Source organism: uncultured Microscilla sp. (genome assembly GCF_947493425.1).
Taxonomy (GTDB): Bacteria; Bacteroidota; Bacteroidia; order Cytophagales; family Microscillaceae; genus Microscilla.
The window spans coordinates 1-208 of sequence record NZ_CANLRP010000727.1 but is presented as its reverse complement, the minus strand read 5'-3'; the positions used below and the strand labels follow the sequence as shown (position 1 = coordinate 208).

At 36.1% G+C, this 208-nt stretch carries 1 protein-coding gene; it reads left to right on the top strand.

All coding sequences use genetic code 11. The annotated features are described in order from the left end of the window. Window positions 1–208, top strand: a 208-nt coding sequence (locus Q0954_RS34970; protein WP_299466966.1) for a hypothetical protein, incomplete at both ends; no start/stop codon positions are given.

The window sequence follows — 208 nt, the reverse complement described above, 5'->3', positions numbered from 1 at the left end:
TCAGCTACTGAATTGGCAAAGTTTCACACAAAGAGGCTCAAGGTAAGTAAAGACGATTTTATTCTGTCTTTGCAGGGAAACTTTCGTTGTGAACATTTATTTACCCTCAAACAAGCGCTTCAAACTTATGATTTTATTGGTCTCAGTAATGGGTTTAAAACCCTGCACTTTCAGTGCAGAACTTTAGTATTGCGAAAAAATCTATTAG